Annotated in this window: 27 protein-coding genes and 3 pseudogenes; 15 read left to right on the top strand and 15 right to left on the bottom strand. The window is 57.4% G+C overall.

Going from position 1 to position 26,971, the window contains the following annotated elements:
* Positions 1 to 57: 57 nt before the first annotated feature.
* The 4 genes from AC0L8G_RS07085 to AC0L8G_RS07070 all read right to left on the bottom strand — a co-directional run bounded on the left by AC0L8G_RS07085 (position 58) and on the right by AC0L8G_RS07070 (position 3,404).
* Positions 58 to 843 (bottom strand): TonB-dependent receptor domain-containing protein, encoded by a 786-nt coding sequence (locus AC0L8G_RS07085; protein WP_473388828.1) that lies wholly within the window; start codon positions 841 to 843, stop codon positions 58 to 60.
* Positions 789 to 1,820: a TonB-dependent receptor plug domain-containing protein gene (locus tag AC0L8G_RS07080; RefSeq protein ID WP_473387967.1), complete on the bottom strand. Its 1,032-nt coding sequence runs from the start codon at positions 1,818 to 1,820 to the stop codon at positions 789 to 791. Before AC0L8G_RS07080 ends, AC0L8G_RS07085 begins: the two co-directional genes overlap by 55 nt.
* Positions 1,804 to 2,145, bottom strand: a complete 342-nt coding sequence (locus AC0L8G_RS07075) for a TonB-dependent receptor plug domain-containing protein (RefSeq protein WP_473388827.1) — start codon at positions 2,143 to 2,145, stop codon at positions 1,804 to 1,806. Before AC0L8G_RS07075 ends, AC0L8G_RS07080 begins: the two co-directional genes overlap by 17 nt.
* A gap of 251 nt (positions 2,146 to 2,396) precedes the next feature.
* Positions 2,397 to 3,404 (bottom strand): GlxA family transcriptional regulator, encoded by a 1,008-nt coding sequence (locus AC0L8G_RS07070; protein WP_473387966.1) that lies wholly within the window; start codon positions 3,402 to 3,404, stop codon positions 2,397 to 2,399.
* Between the two features lie 56 nt (positions 3,405 to 3,460).
* On the opposite strand from AC0L8G_RS07070, the pseudogene AC0L8G_RS07065 reads away from it, so the two are divergent.
* From AC0L8G_RS07065 to AC0L8G_RS07045, 5 genes and pseudogenes are all read left to right on the top strand, one after another.
* Positions 3,461 to 4,727: pseudogene (locus AC0L8G_RS07065) on the top strand (sarcosine oxidase subunit beta family protein).
* A 3-nt stretch (positions 4,728 to 4,730) separates the two neighbouring features.
* Positions 4,731 to 4,988 (top strand): sarcosine oxidase subunit delta, encoded by a 258-nt coding sequence (locus AC0L8G_RS07060; protein ID WP_473387964.1) that lies wholly within the window; start codon positions 4,731 to 4,733, stop codon positions 4,986 to 4,988.
* A pseudogene (locus AC0L8G_RS07055) lies at positions 4,985 to 7,938 on the top strand (sarcosine oxidase subunit alpha family protein). The gene AC0L8G_RS07060 and the pseudogene AC0L8G_RS07055 overlap by 4 nt, the downstream one beginning before the upstream one ends.
* Positions 7,832 to 8,431: a sarcosine oxidase subunit gamma gene (locus tag AC0L8G_RS07050; RefSeq protein ID WP_473387963.1), complete on the top strand. Its 600-nt coding sequence runs from the start codon at positions 7,832 to 7,834 to the stop codon at positions 8,429 to 8,431. The pseudogene AC0L8G_RS07055 and the gene AC0L8G_RS07050 overlap by 107 nt, the downstream one beginning before the upstream one ends.
* 65 nt (positions 8,432 to 8,496) lie before the next feature.
* Entirely contained in the window at positions 8,497 to 9,744 is a 1,248-nt protein-coding gene (locus AC0L8G_RS07045; protein WP_473387961.1) for a metal-dependent hydrolase family protein, read from the top strand.
* A 51-nt stretch (positions 9,745 to 9,795) separates the two neighbouring features.
* On the opposite strand, the gene AC0L8G_RS07040 is transcribed toward AC0L8G_RS07045, so the two are convergent.
* On the bottom strand, positions 9,796 to 10,683 hold the full coding sequence (locus tag AC0L8G_RS07040) for an alpha/beta hydrolase (RefSeq protein WP_473387959.1): 888 nt from the start codon (positions 10,681 to 10,683) through the stop codon (positions 9,796 to 9,798).
* 572 nt (positions 10,684 to 11,255) lie between these two features.
* Here AC0L8G_RS07040 and AC0L8G_RS07035 point away from each other — a divergent pair.
* Complete coding sequence (locus AC0L8G_RS07035) at positions 11,256 to 11,990, top strand: cysteine hydrolase family protein (RefSeq protein WP_473388826.1); 735 nt, start codon at positions 11,256 to 11,258, stop codon at positions 11,988 to 11,990.
* A gap of 212 nt (positions 11,991 to 12,202) precedes the next feature.
* Positions 12,203 to 12,688 (top strand): YHS domain-containing (seleno)protein, encoded by a 486-nt coding sequence (locus tag AC0L8G_RS07030; RefSeq protein ID WP_473387957.1) that lies wholly within the window; start codon positions 12,203 to 12,205, stop codon positions 12,686 to 12,688.
* 70 nt (positions 12,689 to 12,758) lie between these two features.
* On the opposite strand, the gene AC0L8G_RS07025 is transcribed toward AC0L8G_RS07030, so the two are convergent.
* On the bottom strand, positions 12,759 to 13,067 hold the full coding sequence (locus AC0L8G_RS07025; RefSeq protein WP_473388952.1) for a hypothetical protein: 309 nt from the start codon (positions 13,065 to 13,067) through the stop codon (positions 12,759 to 12,761).
* Between AC0L8G_RS07025 and AC0L8G_RS07020 the strand changes: the two genes are divergently transcribed.
* Entirely contained in the window at positions 12,972 to 13,463 is a 492-nt protein-coding gene (locus AC0L8G_RS07020; protein WP_473387955.1) for a GFA family protein, read from the top strand. The two genes, AC0L8G_RS07025 and AC0L8G_RS07020, sit on opposite strands and share 96 nt — an antisense overlap.
* Positions 13,464 to 13,550: 87 nt before the next feature.
* Here the strand turns inward: AC0L8G_RS07020 and AC0L8G_RS07015 are convergent, their stop codons facing one another.
* Complete coding sequence (locus AC0L8G_RS07015; protein WP_473387954.1) at positions 13,551 to 14,393, bottom strand: class III extradiol dioxygenase subunit beta; 843 nt, start codon at positions 14,391 to 14,393, stop codon at positions 13,551 to 13,553.
* 4 nt (positions 14,394 to 14,397) lie between these two features.
* A complete protein-coding gene (gene ligA / locus AC0L8G_RS07010) occupies positions 14,398 to 14,802 on the bottom strand; it encodes a protocatechuate 4,5-dioxygenase subunit alpha (RefSeq protein WP_473387952.1) in 405 nt (134 codons plus the stop codon).
* 350 nt (positions 14,803 to 15,152) lie between these two features.
* Between ligA and AC0L8G_RS07005 the strand changes: the two genes are divergently transcribed.
* Complete coding sequence (locus AC0L8G_RS07005; protein WP_473387951.1) at positions 15,153 to 16,376, top strand: MFS transporter; 1,224 nt, start codon at positions 15,153 to 15,155, stop codon at positions 16,374 to 16,376.
* Here AC0L8G_RS07005 and AC0L8G_RS07000 read toward each other — a convergent pair.
* Entirely contained in the window at positions 16,373 to 17,974 is a 1,602-nt protein-coding gene (locus tag AC0L8G_RS07000) for a phytoene desaturase family protein (RefSeq protein WP_473387950.1), read from the bottom strand. The two genes, AC0L8G_RS07005 and AC0L8G_RS07000, sit on opposite strands and share 4 nt — an antisense overlap.
* A gap of 83 nt (positions 17,975 to 18,057) precedes the next feature.
* Between AC0L8G_RS07000 and AC0L8G_RS06995 the strand changes: the two are divergent.
* The 4 genes and pseudogenes from AC0L8G_RS06995 (at position 18,058) to AC0L8G_RS06980 (ending at position 21,837) form a co-directional block, all read left to right on the top strand.
* Positions 18,058 to 19,201, top strand: a pseudogene (locus tag AC0L8G_RS06995) (aromatic ring-hydroxylating oxygenase subunit alpha).
* 11 nt (positions 19,202 to 19,212) lie between these two features.
* Positions 19,213 to 20,541 carry an NAD(P)/FAD-dependent oxidoreductase gene (locus AC0L8G_RS06990; RefSeq protein WP_473387948.1) on the top strand — a complete coding sequence of 443 codons (1,329 nt, stop codon included), beginning with the start codon at positions 19,213 to 19,215 and terminating at the stop codon, positions 20,539 to 20,541.
* A 79-nt stretch (positions 20,542 to 20,620) separates the two neighbouring features.
* A complete protein-coding gene (locus AC0L8G_RS06985) occupies positions 20,621 to 21,457 on the top strand; it encodes a metallophosphoesterase family protein (protein WP_473387947.1) in 837 nt (278 codons plus the stop codon).
* A gap of 47 nt (positions 21,458 to 21,504) precedes the next feature.
* On the top strand, positions 21,505 to 21,837 hold the full coding sequence (locus AC0L8G_RS06980; protein ID WP_473387945.1) for an anti-sigma factor family protein: 333 nt from the start codon (positions 21,505 to 21,507) through the stop codon (positions 21,835 to 21,837).
* 88 nt (positions 21,838 to 21,925) lie between these two features.
* On the opposite strand, the gene AC0L8G_RS06975 is transcribed toward AC0L8G_RS06980, so the two are convergent.
* The 4 genes from AC0L8G_RS06975 to AC0L8G_RS06960 all read right to left on the bottom strand — a co-directional run bounded on the left by AC0L8G_RS06975 (position 21,926) and on the right by AC0L8G_RS06960 (position 24,059).
* On the bottom strand, positions 21,926 to 22,102 hold the full coding sequence (locus tag AC0L8G_RS06975; RefSeq protein WP_473387944.1) for a hypothetical protein: 177 nt from the start codon (positions 22,100 to 22,102) through the stop codon (positions 21,926 to 21,928).
* A gap of 116 nt (positions 22,103 to 22,218) precedes the next feature.
* A complete protein-coding gene (locus AC0L8G_RS06970; protein WP_473387941.1) occupies positions 22,219 to 22,731 on the bottom strand; it encodes an RNA polymerase sigma factor in 513 nt (170 codons plus the stop codon).
* 319 nt (positions 22,732 to 23,050) lie between these two features.
* Entirely contained in the window at positions 23,051 to 23,314 is a 264-nt protein-coding gene (locus AC0L8G_RS06965) for a hypothetical protein (protein WP_473387940.1), read from the bottom strand.
* A gap of 178 nt (positions 23,315 to 23,492) precedes the next feature.
* Positions 23,493 to 24,059, bottom strand: coding sequence for a hypothetical protein (locus tag AC0L8G_RS06960; protein ID WP_473387937.1), 567 nt, complete (start codon positions 24,057 to 24,059; stop codon positions 23,493 to 23,495).
* Positions 24,060 to 24,192: 133 nt separating this feature from the next.
* On the opposite strand from AC0L8G_RS06960, the gene AC0L8G_RS06955 reads away from it, so the two are divergent.
* Positions 24,193 to 25,098: a diacylglycerol/lipid kinase family protein gene (locus AC0L8G_RS06955; protein ID WP_473387935.1), complete on the top strand. Its 906-nt coding sequence runs from the start codon at positions 24,193 to 24,195 to the stop codon at positions 25,096 to 25,098.
* A gap of 4 nt (positions 25,099 to 25,102) precedes the next feature.
* On the opposite strand, the gene AC0L8G_RS06950 is transcribed toward AC0L8G_RS06955, so the two are convergent.
* On the bottom strand, positions 25,103 to 25,552 hold the full coding sequence (locus AC0L8G_RS06950; protein ID WP_473387933.1) for a hypothetical protein: 450 nt from the start codon (positions 25,550 to 25,552) through the stop codon (positions 25,103 to 25,105).
* Between the two features lie 3 nt (positions 25,553 to 25,555).
* Positions 25,556 to 25,897 carry an ElaB/YgaM/YqjD family protein gene (locus AC0L8G_RS06945; RefSeq protein WP_473387931.1) on the bottom strand — a complete coding sequence of 114 codons (342 nt, stop codon included), beginning with the start codon at positions 25,895 to 25,897 and terminating at the stop codon, positions 25,556 to 25,558.
* A gap of 323 nt (positions 25,898 to 26,220) precedes the next feature.
* On the opposite strand from AC0L8G_RS06945, the gene AC0L8G_RS06940 reads away from it, so the two are divergent.
* Positions 26,221 to 26,877: a hypothetical protein gene (locus AC0L8G_RS06940; protein ID WP_473387929.1), complete on the top strand. Its 657-nt coding sequence runs from the start codon at positions 26,221 to 26,223 to the stop codon at positions 26,875 to 26,877.
* Positions 26,878 to 26,971 lie beyond the last annotated feature (94 nt).

Genomic DNA, 26,971 nt, shown 5'->3' with positions numbered 1-26,971 from the left:
CCCGCCGGCCGGCTGCGCGCTGCTATGCGCAGCAACGCATCAGGCCAGGTCTCCCCCTTAATACTTGGCCTTGAAATTGACGCCGATCACGCGCGGCATCGGTTCGATATCCTCACGATACACCCCAATCGGGCCGGGGATGATTGGTGTGTCTTCGTCGGTCAGGTTTGTTGCGAAAACAGAGAACTGGAAATCGCCAAAGTCCAATCCGACTTGCGTGTTCAAGAGGTCCCGCGACCCGATTGCAACGTTCACCGCGGCGCTGCGGTTTATAATTGAGGACTTCCCGGCATGCTGATAGTCGAGACGGGCGAAGCCCTGTACATCGCCGAACACTGGCCGACGATAGTCGATAGATCCAGACCAGCTTTCACGAACGGCGTAGTCGACGGGATCGCCAGGAGCATGTTCGGCGGAGGTGCTCTCATATTCCAGGTTATTCCAGCCATAGGTCGCACTCAGCGTAAGACCAGTGACAGGACGCGCGCTCAGCGACACGTCGGTCCCCCAACCGTTCACCTTGCCGCCATTTGCGGTATATCCAAGCACAGCGCCGGTTGGAATGACTGACGTTTGGATGTCGTTCCAATCGTTGTAATAGACAGCCGCATCCAAAGCCACGCGTCGATCAAACCATTCGCTCTTCGCGCCCGCTTCATAGGTCCACAAATTCTCAGGATCATAGGCAGGCGGGCCGCCCGTCGCCGCCGAGTTGAAACCGCCGCTGCGGAAACCCTTTGCGGCGCTCACGTAAAACATCGCCGAAGGCGTGACCTTGTAGGAGACATTCACCCGCGGATTGACGCTTGAGAAATCACCGCTGCTGTCTTGTGGCGACGCAATCCCGAAGCTGGTCGAAGCCCCTGTGAACGTGCGTTCTTCTTCGTAATAGCGCAGCCCCCCGTGACGGTTAGCTGCTCGGTTGCATGCCAGTTCAATTCACCGAAAGCCGCCCACGCTTCAGATTTCTGAACGGCCGTGACGGCAAGCAAATCGAATGGCGCTTCGCCCGGTGCAGTGAAAGTGACCGACGTCCCATTCCGGTCGAGCTTGCGGCCGTAGAGCCCCACTGACCAGTCGAAGGCTCCGCCAGGCTCTGAGCTGAGGCGAATTTCGTTGGTCAGAACCTTGATTTCCGACGCAGACCCCAAGCCAACGCTTGTTATGAATCCGGGAGTGAACCCGAAAAATGGCAAAATCGGCACGAAAGTCGCCGAATAGTCAGTCGCGGTGTCATTCTGCGCATTCTGATAGCCGAAGCTGTTGACCAGCGAGACGCCGCCAAGATCCCAACGTAAAACAGCGTTTACCAGATCGTAGTTCGGATTGTTTCTCTGCGGTACAAGGATGGCGGTTTCCCGGTCGACGCCGAAATTTTGATAATCCTGTGTCTGCTCTTGATGCAGGACCATAACCGACGCCTGAAAATTGTCCGTAACCTCAGCCAGGAGCTTGCCCCGAAGTGTCAGAATCTCCGCTTCGTTGACGTCTTTCTCGCCCGTCGCCAAACTGTCGACCCAGCCCCCGGTGTTTTCATACCCGGCGACAAGACGCAAACCCACGCGATCCTTCACCACCGGCAAGTTGAGGACACCATTTACCTTCCACGCCGTGCTGCCGTCATTGACCGAACCTGCCTGGGCTTCCACGTTGCCGCCGAAGCGCTTGAGGTCCGGATCAGCAGTTAAAAAGCGGATCGTCCCACCCATCGAGCCTTCGCCATAGAGCGTGCCTTGCGGACCGCGGAGGACCTCCACTTGCTTGATATCAATAAGTCGCGGACCAAGGTTTTGACTTAGATCGTCAATGCTGATGGGCATTTCGTCCAGATATTGGCCGACTGTCGGCAACCCGTTCGAATTCGCAATGCCGCAGAATCTGGGCGCGTTGCTGTCCTGGGCCCTGCTCAACCAGAGACAAGCCGGGCACTGAATACTGCAAATCCGCGAGGCTTGAGGAATTGCGACGTTTGATTTCATCGCCGGTGATGGCCGTGATCGCCATCGGAACATCCAGAAGGCGCTCTTCGCGTTTTTGCGCCGTTACATAGATAACGTCCTGGACAACGTCCTGGCCCGCCGTCGCATCCTTATCGATGTCAGCGGCTGCGGTCTGCGCAGACGCGCCTGTCGGAGCTGCAATCATCACTGCGGCCGCGCCGCAAAAGAGTTGATTACGCATCCGAGACAAATATTTGTCGCCTTTTCCCATGTCTTAACCCCTCCAATTTTTCGACATTTGACCCTCTTGGCTGACTTTTGTGATGACTTGTCAGCATCAGGCCGTTGATTGACGATAAGGCGAAGCGACGCGGGAAAGTGCCTTGGCGCGACGAAAAAGGGACCAAAGACGACACAAGCGTGATGCCATTGGGCGCATGTTTGGGGTTGATGCGTCTATGAACGGTTAAAGGACGCGCGCGCTTTTCCGGGCGAAATAGCAAACCGGCGGCGAAAACTGCGCGAGAAATGGCTTGTACTCGTGAACCCGCAAGCCACCGCGACCATCGTTCTCGACAGCTCCGTTTCGCGCAAGAGTCGCATGGCTTCATCAAGCCTGATTTTCAGGTAGTGCTCGCAGATCGTCGTGCGCATTTGGACTTTAAACAGCCGCTCAAGTTGACGAAGCGACAGGCCCGCGGCTGACGCCAGCGCTTCGCGTTCAAGCGGCGCTTCTTTGTTCCCTTCCATCAACTCAAGCGCGATCACGAGGCCGGGATGCGACACCCTATATCGCTGGCTGACGGCCGCCCTTTGCGCCCCCTCGGCTGGACGGGTCTGGGTGCGAATGTACCAATCGCTGACGAGCTGGGCGAGATCGGCGCCATGCGCATCTGCGATGAGCTCCGCGACAAGGTCCAATCCTGCAATGCCTCCGGCGCAGGTAATCCGCCTACGGTCGATAACAAACAGCCCCCGCACGAAATCAAGGGTCGGAAAGGACTCAACAAACGCAGGCTCATGCTCCCAGTGGATCGTGCAGCGGTAACCCTCAAGCAATCCGGCGCGCGCGAGGAGGAAAGCGCCGCCGGAAACCCCGCCAATGGTGATACCGCGCATGCTCAGCCGCCGTAGAGCGGCAAAAGTCGCGCGGTGATCAAACACCGCAGGGTTGCCCCCAGCGCATACGAGCAGCAAATCGATGTCGAGATCGCCGTTGACAATTCCGTCGACCTGCAAGAGCGCACCCGTCGAGGGCCGGACAGATTGACCGTCCACCGAATAATGACGCCATTCATACAATTCCCGCCCGGAAAGCCGGTTGGCCGCACGAAATGGCTCGATCACCGACGCATAGGACATCAGCGCGAATTCTTCGATCAGGAGAAATCCAATCCGCGTCGGGCGGACGCCTTGCCGAGAGATGTCGTTTTTAGAACCGCCATTGTCGTTACTGTGCACCATAATCCTGCAGTTACGATACAGAGGAGTATGAGGCAATAGGTCGAGAGGAGAACGGCGTGCGCTATTCATGGGCGGCGCTCATCGCGCAGTCACTTCGCAAGCACCGCGGCTGGAAACCAGCCTGGGCCGACCGGCCGCTGCAATCCCATTATGACGCTATCATTGTCGGCGGCGGCGGCCATGGCCTCGCGACCGCCTATTATTTGGCAAAGAACCACGGGATCAACCACGTTGCGGTGCTCGAAAAAGGGTGGATCGGCGGCGGCAATGTCGGTCGCAACACAACGATCATCCGCTCGAACTACCTCTTGGACGGCAACATCCCTTTTTACGATTGGTCGCTGCGCCTTTGGGAAGGGCTGGAACGGGATCTGAATTACAACGCGATGGTGAGCCAGCGCGGCGTCCTGAACCTTTTTCACAATGACGCACAACGAGACGAGATCCGTTAGACGCGGCAACGCGATGCGGCTTCACGGGGTGGATGCGGAATTGCTAAACCGCGATCAGGTTCGCCGGATGGCGCCATTTCTCAACTTTGACGATGCGCGCTTCGCAATAGAAGGCGGTCTCTTGCAACCGCGTGGCGGAACGGTGCGGCACGACGCCGTTGCTTGGGGATACGCAAGAGCCGCTTCAGCGCTGGGCGTCGACATCATCCAAGGATGCGAAGTCATCGGGATTGAACGCGACGCATCCGGCACCGCCGTCGCCTTGGAAACAACCCGGGGGCGAGTCGGCTCTGAACAGATCGGTCTTGCGGTCGCCGGACACAGTTCGCGTGTCGCGGCTTTGGCCGGCTTGAGGCTGCCTATAGAAAGTCATGTCCTGCAAGCTTTTGTGTCCGAAGGACTGAAACCCGCCATCCCCGGCGTCATCACTTTCGGCGGCGGGCATTTCTACGTTAGCCAGTCCGACAAGGGCGGGCTCGTCTTCGGCGGCAACCTCGACGGCTATAATAGCTACGCCCAACGCGGCCAGATGCCGACAGTGGAAGACGTTTGCGAAAGCGGCATGGCGATCATGCCGATGATCGGCCGCGCACGCGTCTTGCGCAGTTGGGGCGGGATCATGGATATGTCGATGGACGGCTCTCCGATCATCGACGCAACGCCAGTACCCGGTCTCTATCTCAATGCAGGCTGGTGCTATGGCGGCTTCAAGGCGACCCCCGCCAGCGGCTGGTGCTTTGCACACCTGCTCGCAACCCGTTCGTCCCATGAGCTTGCAGCGGCCTATCGCCTCGACCGTTTCGCAACGGGCGCGCTCATTAACGAAAAGGGCGAAGGCCCCCATACGAGATCTTCATTGAGGCATTACTGAACCATGCAAATCCACTGCCCCTATTGCGGGCCGCGCGACTCTGGAGAATACATTTATCGTGGCGACGCTGCTCCGGTCCGGCCAGGCACGTTCGATGCCGGCGAATTCGTCGAGTATGTCTACATGCGCGATAACGTAGCCGGACCAATGAACGAGCATTGGTATCATTTGCATGGCTGCCGGCAGTGGCTTTTAGTCCGGCGTGACACGGTCTCCCACGAGATAAAGTCTGTCTCTTTAGCGACGGAGTCCCCCTTATGAGCCGGCGGGCGAATGGTGGGCGGATCGACAGGTCATGCCCTCTCAATTTCAGTTTTGATGGCCGCAACCTTTCGGGCTTCGCCGGCGACACCTTGGCGTCGGCGCTGGTCGCAAATGACGTGAAGCTATTGGGACGGTCGTTCAAATATCACCGGCCAAGAGGCTTGCTCTCCGCTGGTTCGGAGGAACCCAACGCGCTCGTGACACTCCGCGAAGGAGCGCATGCCGAACCAAACACGAAAGCAACCCAAGTTGAACTTTTCGACGGGCTTAAAGCCGCCAGTCAAAACCGCTGGCCGAGCCTGCGGTTTGACTTGCTGGCCATTAACCAGACCATCGCCCCCCTGCTTGTCGCCGGCTTTTACTATAAAACTTTCATGTGGCCCGCTGCCTTTTGGGAAAAGGTGTACGAGCCAATCATCCGCCGCGCGGCGGGTCTTGGCCGCCTCTCCATGCTCCCCGATCCGGACTGCTATGATCGCGAGCACGGTTTTTGCGACCTGCTCGTTATCGGCGGCGGACCTGCCGGACTTGCTGCGGCGCTTGCGGGCGGACGATCCGGCCTGCGCGTGATCCTCGCCAATGAGGATTTTGAACTCGGCGGACGCCTTCTTTCCGAAAACCATGTCATCGATGACATCGCGGGAGATGTTTGGGCGGGCCAAGCAGCCGAAGAACTGGCTTCGTTGCCGAATGTGCGGGTGCTGAACCGCACGACCATAGTCGGCGCCTATGACGGCAAAGAATATATCGCCATCGAGCGGCTGACCGATCACGAAGCTCAAGCTGCGCCGAAGCGCCCAAGGCAACGTTTGTGGAAAATCATTTCTTCTGAAGCCATTCTTGCATCGGGAGCAGTGGAACGCCCGCTTGTCTTTGGAGGCAATGATCGCCCAGGCGTAATGCTTGCATCAGCCGTATCGGCATACATAAATCGCTTTGCTGCAGTTCCCGGAAAGCGCGCCGTCATCTTCACCACAAATGACAGCGGATGGCGCACTGCAGCGGACCTTCTCGCCGCAAATGTCGAAATCGCCGCCATTGCCGACAGTCGCGCCTCCGTACCGCCAGAGGCAAGAGCGCTTCTGCCAAAAGACGCACCTGTTTATGTCGGCGCCCGCATTAGCGACGCCCATGGCGCCTCGCTTCATTCTGTTGATCTTTACAGAGATCAAAAACGTCATCGCATTCGCGCAGATCTGCTGGCGATGTCCGGCGGCTGGACCCCCGCCATCGGGCTTGCTTCAAATCTTGGCGCCCAACCGGTCTGGTCCCAAGCTCAAGACGCTTTTCTGCTGGAAAAGACTCGACAGGGCCTTCGCGTGGCTGGCGCTGCAAACGGAAAACTTTCGCTCGGTGACGCCTTACGCGAGGGCTGGGAGAACGGGAAAGAAGCAGTCCTTTCGCTCGGTCGCCGAGCCGCCAGCGAACCAACCTTCACCACAAGCGACGATCCGTGTTCCGGTCGCGCGCTCTGGCATATAGGCGAGCGACGCGGCAAAACATTTGTCGATTTCCAAAACGACGTCACCGATAAAGATATCGGCATTGCCATTAGGGAAGGCTTCACCTCGCCTGAACATTTGAAACGGTACACGACGCTCGGCATGGCCACGGACCAAGGCAAGACCAGCAGCGTCAACGGGCATGCGCTTCTTGCCATAGCAACTGGCAAGACAATGGCCGAAACAGGCACGATCCGTTCGCGTCCGCCCTGGCAGCCAGTCGCAGTCGGCGTGTTGGCCGGCCATCATCGCGGCCCCGACTTTCGACCGACACGCCTGCCCCCAAGCCACGATTGGGCCGTCGCACGCAATGCTGTTTTCATGGATGCGGGCTTGTGGAAACGCGCACAATGGTTCCCGCAGCATGCCGACGAACATTGGCGCGACGCAGTTGATCGAGAGGTTCGCCTGACCCGCTCCGGCGTCGGCGTCTGCGACATCTCCACGCTCGGCAAAATCGACATCCATGGCCCGGACGCCGGGACGTTCCTGGACCGGCTTTACACTGGCACTTTCTCAAAACTGGCCGTTGGACGCGCGCGCTACGGCGTCATGTTGCGCGAGGACGGGTTTGTCTTTGACGACGGCACGACAAGCCGGTTTGCTCCTGATCGTTATTATGTCACGACGACAACGGCCAATGCTGGACGCGTCATGCAGCACATTGACTATGCTAGGCAGGTTCTTTGGCCGGAACTTGACGTACAGGCAGTATCAGTAACCGAACAATGGGCAGGCTTTTCCATAGCAGGTCCGGCGTCTCGCGCGCTGGTCGCAGATGTCCTGCCCGGCATTGACGTATCAAACGCTTCATTCGCACCCATGGCCGCCATGGAGCTGGAATGGCAGGGGATGCCCGCTCGGCTGTTCCGTTTATCCTTTTCCGGCGAACTCGCCTTTGAACTTTGCGTTCCGTCTTATGCGGGAGATCGTTTGCTGCGCCGGCTCTTCGAGCTGGGCGAGCAATACGGCGTCACTCCATATGGCACAGAAGCGCTCAGCGTCATGAGGATCGAGAAAGGCCACATCGCCGGACCGGAACTCAACGGTCAAACCACAGCGGCGGATCTTGGGCTCGGCAGGATGATGTCGACCAAAAAGATTATGTCGGCCGGGTCCTCGCCGGACGCCCCGCCCTGGTCGATCCTGATCGCGCTGTTTTGGTCGGACTGAAGCCAATTGATCAAGACAAGCTATTTACGGCTGGCGCGCATCTCATCCGGCCAAACCGCGCCGTAAGCGCGGCGAACGCCGAAGGGCATGTCACATCCGTCGCTTACTCGCCGATGCTCGGCCACAGCCTCGCCCTCGCCCTCCTCTCTCGTGGACGAGAACGTCATGGCGAACGGATTGTTGCGCACGATCTCCTTCAAGGTTTCGTTGTGGAGGCGGAAATCTGCGATCCAGTATTCTTTGATCCAGAAGGAGCGCGTGTTCGTGGTTGACCCCGTACTGATTGAAGAACGCACATGCCTGTCCATGGCGTCGATTCTAGCGCGCCGCGGCGCAAGCGCCGCCTGGATTGGCGAAGCGATAGGGATCGACATGCCGACCGGTCCGCGCTGGACAGCAAATGATTCCATCGCAATGATCGGAACCGGACCGGGAACGTGGCTGGCGCATCACTACGACGCGCCCCTCAATTGGTGTGGAGACTTGCAGCGCCAGCTCGCCGGGTTGGCGAGTATTTCAGATCAGTCCAGCGCCTATCGCATATTTCGCCTTAAAGGCCCGCAAGCACGCACCTTGTTACAGCGCGGAATGGCCATCGACTTGGACAGCTCGGCGTTTCCGGCGGGCGCCGCCGCAGTCGCAGCGATTGCGCATGTCGACGTGATCGTCCGCAGCCTTGAGGCGGAAAGTTACGAAGTCGCCGTCTACCGCAGCTATACACACAGCTTTTTGTGTTGGCTCGACGACGCCGTGGCGGCGCTCTGACCCGTGAAAGCCACTGATTGGTGCGAAGGGCATTCCATTCGGCAAAATCATGAACGGAGAGAATAATGGCGCAAATCGTGTTTGAAAATGCACGGATCTTCGATGGTGTTTCGCCGGACTGCTTGGGCGGTATGTCCGTTCTCGTCGAAGACGGAACAATCCGCGAAGTGTCTGAGCGCCTGATCAAAGCGGCCGACGCGCATCGCATCGACATTGCAGACAAGACGCTGATGCCGGGACTGATCGACCTCCATATCCACGCTTACTTTTCAGATCTCAACGCACAGGTCGTCGATCATCGCGACACCCCCTACCGCACCGCTCACGCCGCCAGAATGCTCGGACACGCGCTCGACTGCGGCTTTACAACGGTCCGCGATGTCGGCGGAGGCGATTACAGTCTCGCCTGCGCTATCGCCGACGGTTTGATCCGCGGGCCGCGCTTTTTCTATGCGGGCAAAGCCCTTTCAATGACAGGCGGACATGCCGATCTGCGCCTGCCAAGCGACTCTCAACATACACATGGTTATTGTTCATGCGGATCGGCTAATTTCGCTGGCGTAGTTGTCGATGGTGTGGATGAATGCATAAAAGCTGCACGCGAGGAACTCCGCCGCGGCGCTCATTGCATCAAGATTATGGGATCGGGCGGGGTCATGTCGCCGACTGATCCCATCTGGATGAATCAATTCCGCGAGGATGAAATCCGAGCGATCGTTCAAGAGTGCGCAGAACGGCGCACCTATGTTGCTTCTCATTGCCACCCGGTGAGCGCCATCCGGCGTGCGGTTGATTGCGGCGTGCGCTGCATCGAACATGGAACGCTGATTGACGCCGACACGGCGGAATATGTCGCCGCGAACGACGCCTATGTGGTGCCGACCATGTCGGTTATCTTTGCGACGATGGAAGCCGGGGAGCGCCTCGGCACGCCGGCCGAAAATCTCAAGAAATTCAAGGAAGCGCATGAGAATGCTTTGTCCGGATTAGATCACATGCGCAGCGCTGGCGTTAAGCTCGGCTATGGCACCGATTTATTTGGCTCGACTTACAATCAACAGTGCCGCGAATTTAAAATCCGCGCGGAGGTGTTCTCGCCGCTTGAATTGTTGCGCCAAGCTACATCACTAGGAGCCGAAATTCTGATGCAACAAGATAAGCTCGGCTGCGTGAAACCAGGAGCTTATGCAGATCTGATCGTGGTTGATGGCGACCCTCTCGATGACATCGGGCTGATTGCCGCCAATGGGCAAAAACTGGATCTGATTATGCGTGGTGGCGAAATCGTAAAAATGCAAAGGCAGTCTTGCTGAAACGAAAAGCTGTTGCTGCAAGTCGCTGAATTGTGCGCGCCTCGACAAGCCCTAACCATCGCAGTTGCGCTCAATAAACGCGCCGATGCGTTCGACAGCGCTTTGCGCCTCCGGAACATTCGGAAACATTTGCCAGACATGGATCAGGCCTTCCTCGATTTCGAGAGTGACCTCTACGCCTGCGGCCCGCGCTTTGTCGGCGAAGCGCGTGCTGTCGGACAAAAGCACCTCTCTGGTCCCGACTTGAAGCAACAAGGGAGGCAGGCCCTGTAAATCGCCATGCAACGGCGCCGCCAACGGATTGCGCAAATCTGCAGCGGCGTATTGCCGGCCGCTTGTCCGCAGACCGTCAGGGGTCAGCATCGGATCATCCACAGCCCCCGGCGCCGCAGTCGGACCGGTTCCCTCAAGATCCGTCCAGGGTGACAGCACCACTGCGCAGGCCGGCAGAGGCAACCCTTCCGACTTCAGTGCAAGCAGCGTGGCCAGCGCCAATCCGCCGCCTGAGGAATCGCCTGCGACCGCCATGTGCTGCGGCGCATAACCTTGCGCAAGCAACCAGCGCCAGCACGTCACTGCGTCTTCGACCGCTGCGGGAAAGGGATGTTCGGGCGCCAGCCGATAGTCGGGCAGCAGCACACGCGCCTTTGCTGCTCGCGCGATACGCCCAGACAGAGCACGATGGGTGTTCCGTGAGCCCATCACATAGGCGCCTCCATGAAAATAGAGCACCACATGATCGGCTTCGCTTTCATCGACGGCGACCCAATCCGCCGGCGTCCCGTCTGCATCGACTTCACTGACGCGAACATCCGTCGCCACCGGAAACATATCCGCTGAACCTTCCATGACTGCGCGTTGCTCTTCCACGGACAATTCTTCCAGGCCGAGGCCTTCGCTCATCATGGCGACGATTTGTTCGTGCTCAATGCTGGGCATATTGGGGTTCCCGTCCAGGACTGAAGAGTGCGCGCAAGCGTAACACTCGGACGCGTTGCAGTCGCCGAGTGCGCCCGCTCCCCTCCCGGCATTTTTATCCGATGTGAACCGGTTAGCTGTACCGCCCATACGAAACAGGGCCAGGGGCACGACAGCGGGCGGATTCGCCAAAAGCCACCAAAACATTGACATATCTGTTTAGGTTGCATCCAGAGGACGACACTGGAGAGAGGGAATTTTTGTTAGAATTTACATATTGATACGCACTTCCAGCATACCCAACCCAAACTTTCTTCAAAATTTTACGCGAAAACACGTTGACAGAACGGTCACCCTTCAATATTTAACGTTTACCGGTCGGTTAATGTTCTGATCGGCCGCCCGGGCGGAGGCGCTTCCGCTCCAGACAGTTGAAACAAACTCAAAGGAAAGGAGATGGAGAGATGGAAAAGTCGCTTCGTCATTTTACCCGCCGACGCGCAGGCGCCTCAGCGCTCGCTTTCACGATCCTCGCGAATTTGGCGCCGTTTGCTGCGCTCGCTGGCGCGTCACTGACAATGGCTTCGCCGGCGATGGCCGATAATCAGCCCTCCCGCGCCGCAACCGCCAAGACGCCGCCGCTCAATGACGGCTTGCCGGAGCCGGGCTTTACAATCTCACAAGGCGACACTGCGATCGTCATTACTGATCCGCAGAATGATTTTCTGTCTCCTGACGGAGTCACCTGGGGCGTCGTCGGACAAAGCATCACGGAAAATGGAACGGTCGAAAATCTTGGTGCGCTGTTCAAGGCCGCCAACGACACCGGCATGCCGCTCTTCGTATCCCCACACTATTACTATGAACACGATCATCAATGGCAGTTCGAAGGAACGCTCGAAACGCTAATGCATAAAATCGGCATGTTCGATCGCAAAAACGCGCTCAATCTCGAAGGGTTTGAAGGCTCCGGCGCCGACTGGCTCAACCAGTACAAACCATACATCAACAACGGAAAAACCGTCGTCACCAGCCCGCACAAAGTCTACGGGCCGGCCAGCAACGATCTCGCGCTTCAACTGCGCAAGGCTGGCGTCAACAAGGTCATCCTCGCCGGCATGTCGTCAAATCTGTGCACGGAATCGCATATGCGCGAGCTCATCGAAGCCGGATTTGAAGTGATGGTCGTCACCGACGCCACCGCCGGCGCCATCACCGAACATTATAATGGCTATGACGCGTCGCTCACCAATTTCCGGATGATCGCAAGCGCCGTCGACAACACGGAAAATACGGTCAAGGCCATCAAGGCCGCGCACCGCCGCTAGCCCCAAAAGCCATCCTTCCCCGCCCTTCGCGGATGGCTTTCCGGCGCCCGGCTGGCGCTCCCCTCCCAAGCTAGGCCAGCCGGGCGCCCCTCCCCACTCAACTCGCAGGCTCCGTAGCTTTTTTCGCCTGACATACGCTTCCCGTAAACCGCCAGGCCGCTTTTGAGGAAGCCCGCATCACCAAGGCCTGAACCCAACCAAAGGAACCAACCATGACCAATGCACTTAAAACTTTTGCCGCCGCCATCGCGCTTTCGTTCGCCGGCCCAATCGCCGCCTACGCCGCTGACGAACACAATGTCTCCGCCGGCGTCACCACCGCCGGGGCGCCCCTCGGCCTTCACGGCGTCGACCCGGTGACGCTGACAACACTGAACGCGGTCGCCGAGGGCGACGCGGCGCACACTGTCGTATATGACGGCGTTGCCTATTATTTTGCATCAGCGGAATCCGCCCGTCAGTTTAAGACGGCGCCGGCGAGCTACGCGCCGCAATATGGCGGCTTTTGCGCTTATGCCGTCGCGCTCGGCAAGAAATTCGATGGCGACCCGCATTTTGCGGATATTGTCGACGGCAAGCTTTATCTCTTTGTGAATGCGCAAATCTTCGAGAAGTACAAAAAAGACTCCAAGCGCATTCTCAGAAAAGCCGAAAGCACCTGGCCATCGATCAAGCACAAAGCTGTCAAAGATTTGTAGGGTGACAATAGCGGCCGGGCGCAATTGCCCGGCCGCTTACAATTCATTCGATCAGTACAAGTCTTTTTTTCTAAACCGATATTTCACCGCCAATATTCAGCGCCAGCATTTTTTGCACCCAGTCATCCAAGCAAAGAAGCCGCTTGCCCGCATTTTTACGCCGCAAATAAAACTTTGCTGACTCCCGAAGAATAGCCTTTAATGTGGCGCGCGCCGTTCTCGCGCCGACAAGGCGGGCCGCCCCAGGCAACGGGCGGCCTGAAATAGGCCAAGGGGGAAACCAATGAGTAGCAACGCGATAGGCAGTGAAGGCGGCTGCACCTGTGGAAATATCCGATATCGGATCAGCGGCGACCCGCTGATTGTCCATTGCTGTCATTGCCGGTGGTGCCAGCGACAAACCGGAACTGCATTCGCGTTGAACGCCTTGTTTGTCGCTTCGGATGTCGAGGTGATAGCCGGCGAGCCGGAAGACGCGCCAGTTGAATCACCAAGCGGCAGGGGTCAAACCATCGCCCGTTGCCCCGACTGCAAAGTCGCCGTCTGGAGCAATTATCATATGGGCGGGCTTAAAGAGCGAATCCGATTTATTCGCGTCGGCTCATTGGATAATCCGGATTTGCTGCCGCCTGATGTGCATATCTACACATCAACCAAACAACCCTGGGTGATCCTTTCGCCCGATGTGAAAGCAGTTGAAGAATTTTACGATATTCAAGCGACCTGGTCGCAGGAAGCATGGAACCGCCGCAAAGCGCTAGAAGCGGAGCTTTAAAGTCATTGCTTGCTAGCATTCCAGAGTGCGGCGCCGGCCCATTCTTTTTTGCCTGCGCGATACGCCCGAACGAAGCGCGCCTATCGGTCAGGTTTTCGACTTGTAAACGACATGCCCCACCGCGGTGTTGCTGGCCGGCACACGATAAAACCGGTGCAACTCATCAACGCCATAGCCAAGCGATGCGCGCATGATCAGCCACATGATCAGTTCGATCCCTTCGGTGCCCGCCTCGCGCAGATATTTAAGCCGCGTCCAGGTGGCGAGCTCCTCTGGCTCGTGGGCCAGCAGGTCAAGGAAGCGATTGTCGAATTCCTTGTTGATCAGACCTGCGCGCGTGCCCTGCAACTGATGGCTCATGCCGCCCGTGCCCCAGACCTGCACGTCGAGATCTTCAGGAAATGTCTTCACGGCATTGCGGATCGCTTCGCCAAGTTTCCAGCAACGCTCTCCCGACGGAGTCGGAAACTGCGTGACGTTGACCGCGAGCGGAATGACTTTGCAAGGCCATTCTTCGACCTGACCAAACACCAGACTGAGCGGCACGGTCAGCCCGTGATCCACATCCATTTCGTTGATGATGGTGATGTCGAATTCGTCGATGACAAGCTGCTCGGCGACATGCGCAGCAAGGTCGATATGGTTGTGCACTAGTGGCACAGGCCGTCGCCCCCACCCCTCATCCGCCGATTGAAACGTGTCTGCAAAGCCAATCGCAAAGGTCGGCACAATATCCAGCATTAGCGCCGAGGCGTGATCATTATAGGCGAGGATCACAACATCAGGCGTGTTGTCTTTGACCCATTCCTTGACGAATTCGTAGCCTTTAAAGACCGGCGCCCAATATTCATCCTGGGTCTTGCCGAGATCGATCGCGGCGCCGATGGCGGGAACATGACTGGTGGCGATGCCGGCGGAAATTCGCGCCATAGTTCTAATTGCCTTCCCGAATTGAACGCATGCCTTCCGGGCTGCGCCCGCCTTCGCGCATCATGGTCGCATATTCCTCCGGCGTCATGCCGGTCATGGAGCCAACCGCTTTCTGTGCGCTCCAGCCATCGGTGGAAGCGATCTTGACGAGGAAATACATATTGCCGCCGAGCTCGATGAGTTTGTTGAAGTCGCGATCCAGCACCGCTTGCTTCTGGCCCTCGGTCATCGCGAAACGATCAAGATAGGCGTTTTCGTCCGCTTTGAATGTCGTGCGGTTTTCTTCCTGCATCAGGCTCATGCAGAATTTGTGAAGATAATAGCCTTCCCGGCTGCGTCGCGCCGTAAAGACTTTGGTGCCCGGAATGTCTTCCAGGTCTTCGAGCGGGTAAAGGCGTTGGCGTGGCATAATCGATGGCCTACCACAGCCCGGATCACACTGTCCACGCTTGCATCACGGGTAGCCCGCATGCGCGCCATAGCGTGGGACATGTATGTAGCATCGCGCGATAATGGTATTGGCGGCGCCCCGAGTCAGAAAGGCGCCTTTTCGTCTTTGCCGCGATCACCGGCACGGGTGAAATGCCAGCATTACGAGGCTCTATAGATGCCGCCCGCTTGCTGGCGCCGACAATATCGCCTTACACTCATAGAACCGGCAGTAATCGTATCGCCGGAAGCAGTGTCAATTTTGGACGACCATCAAATCCAGAAGAAGAAGAAAACAGGCCAGAAAGCGCCGGGATGAAGGATGATACGATGTCGCAATCCCGTGGGCTGGTAAGCCGTTATGTGGTCATGGCGGTGCTTGGACTATCCGGCACTGTCATCTATCTCCTCCCTTTTCTGCGTGAAATCTATTACGAGCCGCTGCGCCTCGCACTCGGGCTGACGCATTCGCAATCCAGCGTGCTGATGGCGACCTTCGGTTTCACCTCGATGATCGCCTATATTCCCGGCGGATGGATCGCCGACCGGGTTGAACCTCGCATCCTGATCGGGGCGTCGCTTGTCTCCACCGGGATGTTGGGGTTCTTCTTTTCTACCTTCCCGTCTTATCCGGTCGCGATTGCAATTCACGCGCTATGGGGCGTCACGGTCACCGGCATGATGTGGGGCGCCCTGATCAAAGCGACCCGCGAATGGGCGAGCGGCGCGGAGCAAGGCAAAGCCTTCGGACTCCTAGAGGCCGGACGCGGCGTTTCCGAAGCGGCTTGCTATTCAATCTTCCTCGCCATCTTCGCCAGCCTGGGCGGCGACGCCAAAGCCTTCGGCGCGATCATCGTGCAATACTCCATCCTGCATATTGTGCTTGGAGTCATCGCTTACTTCCTGATCACGCCGGGCCGCGGCGAGCCGTCAGAGGACTCTATTTCGCCGAAAGACATTCTTCGTGTATTGAAAATGCCGCAGGTCTGGCTGATCGCGGTCGTCGTGCTCGCTGGTTACAGCGCGTATTGGGGCGCGTATTATTTCACGCCCTATGCGTCGGATGTGTTCATGATGAGCGCCGTCGCCGCCGGCGCAATCGGCGCCGGAAAGGTTTGGCTCAAGCCGGTCGCGGCCACCGCCGCCGGTCTGATCGCCGACAAGATCGGAATTTCAAAATCAGTTGTCGCGTGTTTCTTCGTGCTGATTGCGAGCTTCGCAGTCTTCATCATCATGCCCGGCAGCCCGGGCATGATCGCTTTCATGCTGGTCAATATCGCCATCGCATCGCTGGCGATATTCGCCCTGCGCGGGATTTACTTTGCGCTGCTTGAAGAAGGCGGCATACCGATCGCAATAACCGGCACCGCCGCCGGCGTGGTTTCGATGCTGGGCTTTACGCCCGATATTTTCATGCCACTTGTCGGCGGGGCGTTGCTTGACGCATATCCGGGCGAAGCGGGCTATAAATTCTATTTTGGCTTCATCATGTTTCTTTGCGCCTGCGGCGCTGCTTCCGCAATGGCGTTACAGCGCATGCATAAAGCGCGCTAACGCCGCGCGCTTTTCAACACCGCCAATGCCGCATTCCGCCCCGGCGCGCCCGTGACGCCGCCGCCCGGATGCGCGCCTGCGCCGCAAAGATAAAGGCCTTTCACCGGCGTTGCGTATTGCGACCATTGCGATGAAGGGCGCATGAAAAACAACTGGCCCAAATTCAGATCGCCATGAAAGATATTGCCTTCGGTAAGGCCATATACTTCCTGCAGGTCGAGCGGCGTCAACACCTTCCGCGCGATCACGCTGCTTGCAACATTCGGCGCTTGCCTGCTGATCAGTTCAACGACGCGGTCGCCAAAGGCTTCGCGCTTGTCATTCCAGTTCCCCTCGCGCAGATGAAACGGCACATATTGAACAAAGCAGGTCATCATATGCCGGTCCGGCGGACAGAGCGTATCGTCCACTTCACTCGGAATAACGCAATCAACCCAGAGATCGTCGCTTAGCTCGCCGAACTTCGCCTTGTCATAAAGCCGCTGAACAGCTTCCAGATCATCCATGATGCTCAGCACGGCGCGCTCTGCCAGCGTTGCATCGTCGGGAAGCCCAAGAATTTGCGGCCGCTCCGACAGCACCAAATTCACTTTTGCCGCGGGGCCGTCCATGCGAATGGCGGATATGTCGCCGGCAAACTCGGCATCGAGATCGCGCTGCTCCACCAGTCCCAGAAACGTCCGCTTCGGATCGGCGTTGGACAGAACAACCGGCGCGGAAAACTCACGTCCGTCCGATAGCGCAACGCCGCAAGCGGCGCCGTCTTTGACAATGATCCGCGCAACTTCAGCGTCGGTCAGAATATCGGCGCCTTTGTCCCGCGCCGACTGCGCCAGCGCCCCGGTGATGGACCCCATGCCGCCAATGACATGGCCGGTGAAGCCTTGAATGCCTTCATCGCCCCCCGACAGCAGGTGAAACAACAGGCCAAGCATCGACCCGGAATCATATGGCCCCCCATGCTTGCCATAGACATTATTGCCGAGCATGAGCCGCTTGGTTTCCGGCGCCTCAAATCGGTTGTCGAGAAACTCGCCCAGCGATCCGGTAAGGAAGCGAACCATCGCCGCCGCCTCCGCACCGCTGAGATTCCAGAACCGCTTGGCCAGGCGCGCAACCTCATAGAGCCGGTCCAGCCCCTTCGCCGCCAGATTTGGGGGCGGCTCCAGAAAGAACGGCTGTAAATAGCGCGCCAGCTTTTTGAGTTCCGCATCCACTTGCAGATAGGTTTGCGCATCGCGCGCGGAATAGCGGCGAATTTCATCGGAAGTCCGCTGCGGATCGGCCCAAAGACGCAACAACCGCCCGTCAGAGACCGGCATGTTGAGCGCAGGGTCGCACGGAACCATTCGCAATCCGTATTTGGCGAGATCAAGATCGCGAATGACCGCAGGCGTCAGCATCGATGCAATATAGGAGCAAGACGAAACGCGGCAGCCCGGCGCGACTTCTTCGGTGACGGCTGCGCCGCCGACGATGCTGCGGCGTTCGAGCGCTAGCACCGACCAACCGGCGCGGGAAAGATACCCGGCGGCGGTTAACCCGTTATGCCCTGCCCCGACAATGATCGCATCATAGCGAGACTTAAGCGCTGTCATAATTTTTCCGTGATATGGACATTTGAAGTTCGCCGATCCACATTTGGGTGTTGATCCGTATTAAGACTAGGGCAAGCATCGCGATGACAGACACCCAAACACCCGTCGACTTGCAGGAATCGCTTCCCAGCGATTCCTACACGGAGGCTTCTGTGCTGTCACGGGAGAAGATCGACATCTTCTCTGCGAACTGGACTTGTGTCGGCCGCGAGGAAGACGTCGCAATGGCGAATTCTACGCTTGTCGTCGAGTTTTTGGGCGAGAGCGTAATTGTCGCACGCCTTCAAGACGGCTCCTTGCGCGCGCATTATAATGTGTGCCGCCATAGAGGCTCGCGCATATGCGGCGACGATTCAAAATGGGGGCTTTCCTTGCGCGGCGGCGTGATGGGGGAGTTTATTCGCTGCCCCTATCATCAATGGACCTATGGCCTTGATGGCGCTCTCATTAATGCGCCGCATCTTTCCGACAAACCGGGCTTTGACAAAAGCGAATTCAGCCTGCGCTCTGTGGGCGTCGGTGTTTGGGGCGGTTTTATTTTCCTGAAACTCAATGCTGACGGGAATGATATCATTTCCAGAACGCTTGGTGAGGAGATCGGTGAAGCGCCGAGGCGGCTTGGCAACTATCCGCTTTCGGGGCTGAAAACGGCGCGGACCATCACCTATGACGTGGCCGCAAACTGGAAGCTGATCGCCGAGAATTACAATGAATGTTATCATTGCGGCGGGGTACATCCGGAATTGTGCGCCGTCGTGCCGGTATTCCGGTCTAATGGCGGCATGAATCTCGACTGGGACGATGGCGTGCCCCATCGCGAGGGGGCATGGACCTATACTTTTTCCGGCACCACAGAATCGCAAACCATTCGACGGCCTGAGCGAGACAGAAAAAGTCCGCCACAAAGGCGAGCTAATCTATCCGAATTTGCTATTGTCTATGAGCGCCGAGCATGGCGCGGCGTTTATTTTATGGCCGCTCGCCGCCGACCGGACGCGCATTGAAGTGCGATTCCTTTTCGACCCGGAAGAAATGGCGCGAGACGATTTCGATCCGTCCGACGCAGTCGATTTCTGGGACATCACCAACAAACAGGACTGGGCGATTTGCGAACGCGTGCAACAGGGCGTCAGTTCGATGTCCCATGACCACGGCTATTACGCGCCGATGGAAGATGAGAGCCTCGATATTCGGCGCTATGTCGCCGCGCGCGTCAAAGATCGTTAGAGCCCCTTTTCATGTTTCTCTATACAGACCAATCGCCGATACAGTTTCAGGATGAGTTGCCCGAAGCGGTCGATGTCGTGATCATCGGCGGCGGCGTTATCGGCGTCAGCACAGCCTGGCATCTCGTCAAGCGCGGACATTCAGTTCTGATTTGCGACAAGGGCCGTGTCGCAGGCGAACAATCGAGCCGCAATTGGGGCTGGGTGCGCGTCAATGGGCGCGACGAGGCGGAAATTCCGGTCGCTATTGAAAGCCTGCGCTGCTGGCAGGAGCTAACCGACGAACTGGGAGACGAAATCGGCTTCGTTCGCCGCGGCATTGTGGAACTCGCGGAAACCGAAGAGGACTGCGCGTTCTTTGACGATTGGATCAAGCTGGCGAAACAGCATGATCTCGACACCAAGCTATTGTCGCCCGCAGGGATCAAAGACCTCATCCCCGCCGCAAAAGGGCAATGGCGCGGCGCCATGATCACACCCAGCGACGGGCGGGCGGAGCCTTTCCGCGCGGTGCCTGCAATCGCACGAGGCGTCAGGGCGCGCGGCGGGCATATTCGCGAAAATTGCGCTGTCCGCGCGATCGACATTCAAGCCGGACGCGCAACAGGCGTCATCACCGAACATGGCGCCGTGCGCGCAAACGCAGTCGTCTGCGCCACCGGCGCCTGGTCAAACATGTTTCTTGCAAATATGGGCGTTTCGCTGCCGCAGCTTGTGGTGCGCGCGACCGTCGCCCGAACCGAAACCGCGCCCAATGTTTTTGATGGCGCCGCCGGCCTCAAAGACATCTACGTCAGGCGGCGTGCAGATGGGGGCTACACTGTCGCCAGCGCCATCACCGAACATCTTCTCGGCGCCAACAGCTTTCGATATTTTTTCAGTTTCCTGCCATCGGTGAAAAATGCCGGCGACATTCGTCTGGGTTTCGGCCGGGACGTCACGCAAGCTGCGGTTCCGCGCAAATGCTGGAGCGCTGACGAAGTTTCTCCATTTGAATCCAACCGCGTTCTAAACCCTGCGCCGTCCAGCGCGATGCTTGAGATTATGCGGAGCAATCTCGACAAACGCTTGCCGGAACTTTCAAAATCGAAATTCGCCGAAACATGGGCGGGCATGATTGACGCCATGCCGGATGTCGTTCCGGTGATGGATGCCCTTCCCAGCTGTGAAGGTCTCTTTCTCGCAACGGGATTCAGCGGACATGGCTTTGGCATCGGCCCGGGCGCGGGTAAGGTTGTCGCCGATCTCGTGGAAGGCCGCACGCCGCAACACAACCTGTCGCGTTTCCGGTTCTCGCGATTTTCCGATGGGTCAAAACTGAACCCGGGCCCCGGCCTGTAGCCGGGCCGCGCAAACCGATATGGATCGCGCCTGCATATCGCTGGATGAATTATTTCTGTCCTGACGTGTTTGCTCTCATATGACGAATACCGCGATCAAGATCGCCCACCTTTCTGACCTTCACTTTGGCGCGGCGTCGCCCGACGCCGTAAGCGCGTTGCATGCCGATCTCGCGCAGCGCAATCCCGAATTTGTGATCATCACGGGAGATTTGACGCAAGAAGGCAGGAAGAAAGAATTCGAAGAGGCGCGTGATTTTCTGGCCGCGATAAAGGCGACCTTGTTCGTCGTTCCGGGCAATCACGATTTGCCAGTTCGAAATTTGTGGGCCCGCTTCATTTCACCCTATAGCCGGTTTCAGCGGTTCATCGCCAACGCAACGAATCCGGTTTACGCCGACGGGCGCATCGCCCTCGCCGGCCTCAATTCCGCCCGGCGCGCAGCGCTGGATATTAACTGGTCTTATGGCCGATTGTCCCGGCGCCAAATACGCGATGCCGCCTGTCATTTCGGCCATGCAGAACCTTCGACCATCAAAATCGTCGCGGCGCATCATCCCTTTATCAAGGGCGCAGGAAAAGCCGGCGCGCGCATTGTGACGCGCGGCGAAGAAGCCTTGCAGGAATTTTCGAAAAACCGGGTCGATATAATTCTCACCGGGCATGTGCACAAATCGGGCGCGATTGAGGTTGCGGCAGGCTCCCGGAATATTGTCATTATCCAGGCCGGAACCGCCACTTCAACGCGAACACGCGACGAAAAACCTTCCTATAATTTGATCACCGCAGACATGAATCGTATCAACGTGCAGACCATCACCCTGCAAAAGGGAAGCTTTTCCCCTGTAAATACAGCCGATTTCGCGCGCCATGACAGTGCTGGCTGGGTGCGGGACAAATCGGCGGGAGCGTTGTAGTCTTGTCCAGGACTTGCCAAATTAGCAGAATAAAGGGGCGGTCTGACGTGGGAAAAGCTGACAAAGCAACTCCATCGCAGCAGGATCTTCACGCATATATCGATGACGAGCTAACGCCCGAGCAACGTATGCGTGTTGAAGCCTGGCTGGAGGAAAACCCCGACGAACGCCGCGAGTTGATAGAGCTCAAATTGCGGGAGAATCTGCTTCGGTCTGTTTTTGCAACGCCAAACGACCAGATTTCCGGGTCCGCCGAAAAAAGCCACCCGACATCAGCGCCCTTTGAAGAAGACCAAAAGCACCCAAAAGGACGTGCTATTTTCTGGGTAGCGGCAGCGGGCGCCATTGTCTTGGCTGCATATTTAATAGCAGCCCTATAACACCCGCACCACACACGAACGCGCCGGCGGAGACCGGACAAGCCGGGCACTGCGCCGGACGCGTTACGTACTCAACTTGTCTTTAAATTCAGCTGGCGTCGTCGGCGATATCTTCTACGCCGTCGGCGAAGTCATCTGCTGCGTCATCGATATCTTCCGCAGCATTTTCCAGCGGGCCTTCATTTGCTTCGTTGAAAAGCACAACAGCGCCGCCGACAATGACGATTAACGCGACCAGTCCGATCAATCCATTCTTCGAATTCATTTCGATTCTCCTTTGCTTAGCTTCTCAACGAACATTGCATCGCCGACAATCGTTCCGCTGGAAAATCCTGGCAGCCAATGAACCTTCATCAGCCGCCACCTCTCATGCTACCGGCGTTACGCCGTTGCAAGGCGCTCAGCGCCGGACTCTGTCATATCTTTAAGGCGCGAACGAGCGCGCGACAGGCGCGAACGCACCGTGCCAACAGGGATCTTCAAACGCTGTGCAACTTCTTCATACTTCATGCCTTCTACGACAATCATCGACAGAACAATCTTGTCGCGCTTGGGCAGCTTTTCAAAGCAGCCAAGCATTTCCTGGCATTCAACCGTCATTTCCTGCGGCGCAGTGACGGAAAGTTTTTGCTGTGGCGCATCACTTAGTTCGACGCTTACGCCGCGCGTTTTTTGTTTGCGAATTTGATTTAGGAATAAACGCTTGCAAAGCGTAAACATCCAAGAGCGAAGGTTCGTACCCGGCTCATAATACTCCGACTTCCGCAGCGCGCGCTCAATGCTGTCTTGAACAAGATCATGCGCTGCATCCTGGTTTCGCGTTAGCGACAATGCAAATCGCTGCAAAGCCGGGAGAACATCGTTGAGTTCGTTTGCTGTAAATGTCGTGCTCATTGTTTCACCTATGTGTTGCTGCGAGCACTGACCCATCTACGGGTGAAACAATGAAAAAGCAAAGTAATTCGTGTACATATTACCATGAAGACATGTATCGACAGGGGCTTACCTGTTCGCGTGAAGCGGTTGTGCTTCTACAAGGCGCGGCGGCGGCGTTTGCGCCGTCAACGACGCAAACAACCGCATAGCGTCAAGCCATGCGCGATACACAACATACGTATGTTGCGTATGTGTCCCCAATTAGCGGTAATTATGGCGAAATTTGGCGCAGCCAGGCGGCCTGACGCTTGTGGCTAGGTTCTAGCCGAGGCGAAAATCAGGCTTTTTCGCCATTTTCGCGGTCCAGGACTGCTTTGACGTCTGCATCGACAACGCCAAAATCCCTTGTCGTCGCGTCTTCTGTATCGGGATCCTCAAAATGCGGGTCGGAAATAAGGCCGCGCCTCAAAAGCTCACGAATGGCCGCGGCGCGCGTCGGCATGCGGTTTTCAAAGCGCCAGTCGTCAATCGCCTTCAACTCCTCTTCATCGAGCATCAGTTGAAGCTTTTCTGTGCGCTTCAAATTCTGAGAATCCGGCATACTTTGACGACCCTTTTCGAAAATTTCTTGCTGATTTGGCGCTGTACGCCCTGATTTTGGAGTAAGTTACTCCAATAGAGTTGCAAGGGCTAGTTGCAACGCCCAGGAAATTCTTCGCGAAATCGAGCGTCAAAGGGCGACGAAAACGTCTTCAAATGTCTAATTTGTAAGGCAATGCTCAGCAAAATGCCTGCGCCAGCCGCGTCAGGCGAAATAGGTCATTGTCGATCTGAGCGATCCAGCCGGCGGTTTTCGCCTTCCAAACCGGCGCCTGAGTGACGGAAAAAGCGAGACGCAGCTCCTTCGCCAGTTCTGATTCTCGTTTTAGGACCCGGCGAACTGCAAGCGCGCAGTCGATGGCTTCCTCGCCGTTGCCCGCGCGCAGAGGCGGGGCGGTGCGCGCCGCATCGCTTGTGAGCAGGCCGCTTATTTCGGTTATCAGCTCTTCACGCTGTGCAGCGCGTTCTCTGGCGAAATTCAGGAGATCCGGCGGCCCCTCGTCAATGCGCAGCATGGCATTGTAATCCTCAATGCACTTCCGGCAAACCACGAGCGCCGAAACCAGCGCCCCCTTCATCGCCGATGACGGGGAGGAATTTGCATCATGGTTCGCCGTTTCCAGAACAAGCTCCCTGGCGCGGTCATCGTCAAGCAGCGTCAATTCCACATCAAGACGCTGAGATTCCGGCAGGGAGTTTTCAGCATATCGCTTCACATCTCTGGCTGTTACTATACTCAAAACCATATTTGAAACCCTCTCATTCATGACAAACAAACACATGAAAAATCGGTAGGTTCGCCGCCCAAGGCGTGATTATTCAAATATTTACAGCCGCGAACCGCGAGGAACTTTCGCAAAGAACCGGGGTTTCCTGCGCATGAAAAAAAGCTTGATTCTGATCAATGAACGCTCTGGCGCCCTCAGCGCCATCGGCGCCGCCCAATGCCTTGACGCGTTAACGCAGGTCATCACCGGCCCCTATGAGGTTGAGATCGCCAGTGGCGATCCTTCCCGGCTGGTGGATGCAGCGCGCGCCGCCCTGAGCTCAAACACGATCGAAAGCATCTACCTTGCGGGGGGCGACGGAACCTGCGCCGCCGTTTCGGGCGTGCTTGCGGGCAGCAATATTGCGCTGACGCCCCTGCCCGGCGGCACCATGAACGCATTTGCGCGCGATCTTGGATATGACGCGGATCTGCTGACGGCTATTTCGCAAGTTTCTACTGCAAGAGAACGCCTTATCGATATTGCCTTTATCGGCGAGTACGCTTTCTTGAACAATATCGTGTTCGGCGCATACACCGCTGTCGCTGAGTCTCGCGAGCATTTGCGCGAAGCCGACGGCGTCGGTGAAATCCTTGAGAGCGTTGCGGAGATCGCCGGCACGCTCGTTCACGTCGATAAAGAACGCTATAAAATAATCATCGACGACGAGACCCGGCAAATTCAGACCAACACGATCATGATCGCCAATAACGTTTATGACGGTGCGGATCAGTTGCGACCCACGCGCACGCTGCTCGATCAGGGATTGCTAGGCTGCTATGTCGCGAACTCCACTTCCGCCATCGATTTTGTGACTGTTCTCATTGACGCGGTAACCGGAAAGATCGCGGAGTCAGAACTCATCGCCTTCAGCGCGTGCAAGGCTTGCAAAATCGACTGTGAAAGCGGAATTCTGGCGGTCAGCATTGACGGCGAAGCCGTGGAGCTGGCTTCACCGGTTGATATTCGCATCGCCCCTGCCGCGCTGCGCGTTTTGGCGCCGATTGCGGCCGCTTAAGCCGCTAATCATCATCTACCGCCGCATCCGCCAGCAACGCCCCTATGGCGCCAATCGCCGCCGTCGCGGCGATTGTGGCGATCGGGGATTTCTTGAGCTGGCGCGCAAACAAGCCCGATGCGACAATATCCAGCGGCGCGCCCATGGATGAAAAGGATTTCGTCAGCGCCGCAAGCGGCGAAGCGCCCGCGCCATCATTGGCCTCAGGCAAAACCTCCGCCGTGTGATCGCGCCGCCCCAGAAAATAGACGATGGCCGCGAAGCCCGCGGTAAGCGCCGCGACGATGAACAGCGCGAAATGCATCGCCATGATTGTGGACAACCAGATCGCGGCGCCCGCAACGGCGAACAAAAACGCCCCGCATGCCAGGCAAATGCTCGCCAGGCCAAAGGCGGCCTCTGTCGCCACATCGCCCACAACGTCATGGGCTTTTTTTATAGTGGATACAAACATGATCTATTTTCTGGAAGCTGCGAGAAAATACCCGATCGCAAGCGCGCTGGCGATTGCGGTTAACGGCTTTTTCCGCACAGCTTTTTCAGCCTGCTTTTGAATTTCCTGCAATTCAGATGTCGCCGCTTCCACGGCCTCCCGCGCCTGCTCTTCGGTGCTGGCAAGCCCGTCCGCCAGGGTCTCTTTTGCGTCGCGGACGCCGGCGGAGGACAGAGCGGCCATATCTTTCTTCAGCGTGCTCAAATCTTCACGCAGCTTCGCAAAATCCGAAGCCAGCTCGCTATAGGCTTCCTTCGTTTCAGACTCGGGAAGATTAGCCTGTTTCATTTGGCTTGGTGCTGACATATTCGCCTCCAATTGCTGCTGCAAAATTCGGCCATGATTTTCATGGCTTTCCCGCCATACAACACGGGCCGGTATGAGTGGTTCCTTCGCCCTTGGCGGGATTGCCCGCTGAAACACCCTCTATGCATGGGCCAAAAGGAACCAAACCTGGGCAAACTGGTTTGCCGGACATCCGCCGCCAGCGCGGCGACAAGCAGCTCGCCTCGCCTTCGCGCGAGAACGGGCGTTGTTACCTGAGGGCGAAGCCTGTTAAGGCTTGTCAACCACAATCATCGAAACCATATGCCGAGCAAGCGGCGCGAAAACGGGAAACAATATGCATCATGCTCGTTAGGCTGGTCATCATGGCGGTCTCACTGGGTGGTGCGGCGTTGCTCGGCCGGCGCGCAGTGAACCGGCAAATCGAACAGCGCTTGCCGACTGAAATTGAAACCGCGCGCAATATCGCGATCCTGGAGCTGGACAAGCAGATCCAACAGGTCATCGCCGAACGGCTCGCTTCTTTCAGCCTGAGCCTGCTTATCAAGGCCGGCCTGATCGGCGCCGCCTATCTGATGTTTACGCAAGGCCACCTGACGGCGACAGGCTTGCAGATTGTTGTGGCGTTTTTGCTCGTCTTGTTTGTCGCCCGCGACATCTTAAAGACGCTTCCCTTCTTGGCGCCGGCGCTACATCTGGTCAGGCGGCATCACTGGAACTTTCGCACTGCCGTCAAAGAATTCGTAGCAGGCGTCGCGTTTGAACGCGCCTATGCGGAAGCCATGGTGGCGATGGAAAGCGGTCCGAACAGGCTTTGGATCGCATTGTCGAAATATACAGCCCACAGCCTGTCTGAAGATGTCGCCAATGCCGTCGCGGAGGTTGCGCGCACCACAAGTTTTCGCCGCGCCAGAAACCGCGTTTTGCTGGCCTTGGGCGCAGCCCTGGTCATGTCCGCCGCCTATATTGGCTTTTTTCTGCTCACCATCGGCAACGCCTAGCGCGCACGATACGGGGCGTTGCTTTTGCTCATTCGGGAACCAGCCCCACTGTCAGGGGTTTGGGAGGTCAAGATCAATCCGTAATGAGCCGAGG

The sequence above is a fragment of the Hyphococcus sp. D3-15 genome, from assembly GCF_055809375.1.
Note: the sequence above shows the minus strand (reverse complement) of the source record. Positions and strands in the feature narration are given on the sequence as shown.

Excerpts from the sequence above, each read along its gene's own strand:
- AC0L8G_RS06940 (WP_473387929.1), top strand. The coding sequence starts at position 26,221 with ATGCTCGTTAGGCTGGTCATCATGGCGGTCTCACTGGGTGGTGCGGCG.
- AC0L8G_RS06945 (WP_473387931.1), bottom strand. The coding sequence starts at position 25,897 with ATGTCAGCACCAAGCCAAATGAAACAGGCTAATCTTCCCGAGTCTGAA.
- AC0L8G_RS07000 (WP_473387950.1), bottom strand. The coding sequence starts at position 17,974 with ATGACAGCGCTTAAGTCTCGCTATGATGCGATCATTGTCGGGGCAGGG.
- AC0L8G_RS07040 (WP_473387959.1), bottom strand. The coding sequence starts at position 10,683 with ATGCCCAGCATTGAGCACGAACAAATCGTCGCCATGATGAGCGAAGGC.
- AC0L8G_RS06960 (WP_473387937.1), bottom strand. The coding sequence starts at position 24,059 with ATGGTTTTGAGTATAGTAACAGCCAGAGATGTGAAGCGATATGCTGAA.
- AC0L8G_RS06970 (WP_473387941.1), bottom strand. The coding sequence starts at position 22,731 with ATGAGCACGACATTTACAGCAAACGAACTCAACGATGTTCTCCCGGCT.
- AC0L8G_RS06990 (WP_473387948.1), top strand. The coding sequence starts at position 19,213 with ATGTTTCTCTATACAGACCAATCGCCGATACAGTTTCAGGATGAGTTG.
- AC0L8G_RS07020 (WP_473387955.1), top strand. The coding sequence starts at position 12,972 with ATGAGTAGCAACGCGATAGGCAGTGAAGGCGGCTGCACCTGTGGAAAT.
- AC0L8G_RS07030 (WP_473387957.1), top strand. The coding sequence starts at position 12,203 with ATGACCAATGCACTTAAAACTTTTGCCGCCGCCATCGCGCTTTCGTTC.
- AC0L8G_RS07080 (WP_473387967.1), bottom strand. The coding sequence starts at position 1,820 with ATGCCCATCAGCATTGACGATCTAAGTCAAAACCTTGGTCCGCGACTT.
- AC0L8G_RS07070 (WP_473387966.1), bottom strand. The coding sequence starts at position 3,404 with ATGGTGCACAGTAACGACAATGGCGGTTCTAAAAACGACATCTCTCGG.
- AC0L8G_RS07035 (WP_473388826.1), top strand. The coding sequence starts at position 11,256 with ATGGCCGATAATCAGCCCTCCCGCGCCGCAACCGCCAAGACGCCGCCG.
- AC0L8G_RS06975 (WP_473387944.1), bottom strand. The coding sequence starts at position 22,102 with ATGAATTCGAAGAATGGATTGATCGGACTGGTCGCGTTAATCGTCATT.
- AC0L8G_RS06985 (WP_473387947.1), top strand. The coding sequence starts at position 20,621 with ATGACGAATACCGCGATCAAGATCGCCCACCTTTCTGACCTTCACTTT.
- AC0L8G_RS07015 (WP_473387954.1), bottom strand. The coding sequence starts at position 14,393 with ATGGCGCGAATTTCCGCCGGCATCGCCACCAGTCATGTTCCCGCCATC.
- AC0L8G_RS06965 (WP_473387940.1), bottom strand. The coding sequence starts at position 23,314 with ATGCCGGATTCTCAGAATTTGAAGCGCACAGAAAAGCTTCAACTGATG.
- AC0L8G_RS06955 (WP_473387935.1), top strand. The coding sequence starts at position 24,193 with ATGAAAAAAAGCTTGATTCTGATCAATGAACGCTCTGGCGCCCTCAGC.
- AC0L8G_RS07075 (WP_473388827.1), bottom strand. The coding sequence starts at position 2,145 with ATGATTGCAGCTCCGACAGGCGCGTCTGCGCAGACCGCAGCCGCTGAC.
- AC0L8G_RS07060 (WP_473387964.1), top strand. The coding sequence starts at position 4,731 with ATGCAAATCCACTGCCCCTATTGCGGGCCGCGCGACTCTGGAGAATAC.
- AC0L8G_RS07025 (WP_473388952.1), bottom strand. The coding sequence starts at position 13,067 with ATGACAGCAATGGACAATCAGCGGGTCGCCGCTGATCCGATATCGGAT.
- AC0L8G_RS07050 (WP_473387963.1), top strand. The coding sequence starts at position 7,832 with ATGGCGAACGGATTGTTGCGCACGATCTCCTTCAAGGTTTCGTTGTGG.
- AC0L8G_RS07005 (WP_473387951.1), top strand. The coding sequence starts at position 15,153 with ATGTCGCAATCCCGTGGGCTGGTAAGCCGTTATGTGGTCATGGCGGTG.
- AC0L8G_RS06950 (WP_473387933.1), bottom strand. The coding sequence starts at position 25,552 with ATGTTTGTATCCACTATAAAAAAAGCCCATGACGTTGTGGGCGATGTG.
- AC0L8G_RS07045 (WP_473387961.1), top strand. The coding sequence starts at position 8,497 with ATGGCGCAAATCGTGTTTGAAAATGCACGGATCTTCGATGGTGTTTCG.
- ligA (WP_473387952.1), bottom strand. The coding sequence starts at position 14,802 with ATGCCACGCCAACGCCTTTACCCGCTCGAAGACCTGGAAGACATTCCG.